Genomic DNA, 786 nt, shown 5'->3' with positions numbered 1-786 from the left:
ATCTTCGGGGAGACCGGGCTACCTGACGGGTTGTGTTACCGGCTGGTCGGGGAGGAGACCACCTCCGCACCCTACTACATGGTCGGCTCCGAGGTATTCGGTGCTACTCGCACCATGCCATGTCCTCGGTTACAGAACGAAGAGATCATGGCATTTCTGCAGGAGAGCCTCAAATCCTGGATCGATCAGACAATCTTTAGAGCTTACCGGAGTTTAAGACGGTTTCCGAATGGCAATTAACAATATATATTATCTTTCATCCTGAGATTATGTGAAGAAGGGCGTTCTCGTTATTCCAGGGGCTCATCCATGAGGTGGCAACCAGAGTATAGCCAAATCGCGATTGGATTTGCATTTGAAGGTTATTCGGTAGAACGGCAGACACTCTGTTCAAATCGAGGTAAATCCTTGGCTTTCGAATAATTTTGAAATGATTTCAGCCAAGAGATTCTATATTTCAGAACCAGGGCATGGTTATAATGAACTATGAAGGCAACATACTGACAAAAACGAAAAGCGTCATTGCAAAATCTTGGAATGATTATACGGTGTTTATCGCCGTATGTATCGCCTTATACTTACTTCGTCTTCTCATTGCCATCGTATCAGGGCATCACGGCAGCGACATTACCGACCACCTGGTTGGTGCTCACGGCCTTATCGAAGGAAAATTGTTGTATGTAGATGCGGACTTTTTTTATCCGCCATTACACGCCTATTTTCAGGCATTTCTCCTGAAGACCCTTGGAGACACAATCCTTGTAGCAAAACTCCCTGCCATTATCG

Annotated in this window: 1 protein-coding gene; it reads left to right on the top strand. The window is 45.8% G+C overall.

Translation table 11 applies throughout. The features are described 5' to 3' along the window. Positions 1 to 479 precede the first annotated feature (479 nt). The coding region (locus EI28_RS12585; protein WP_155937457.1) for a hypothetical protein at positions 480 to 786 on the top strand (307 nt) is incomplete at its 3' end.

This window comes from Methanoculleus sp. MH98A (assembly GCF_000691865.1).
GTDB lineage: Archaea > Halobacteriota > Methanomicrobia > Methanomicrobiales > Methanoculleaceae > Methanoculleus.
This window is presented reverse-complemented; position numbering and strand designations above follow the sequence as displayed.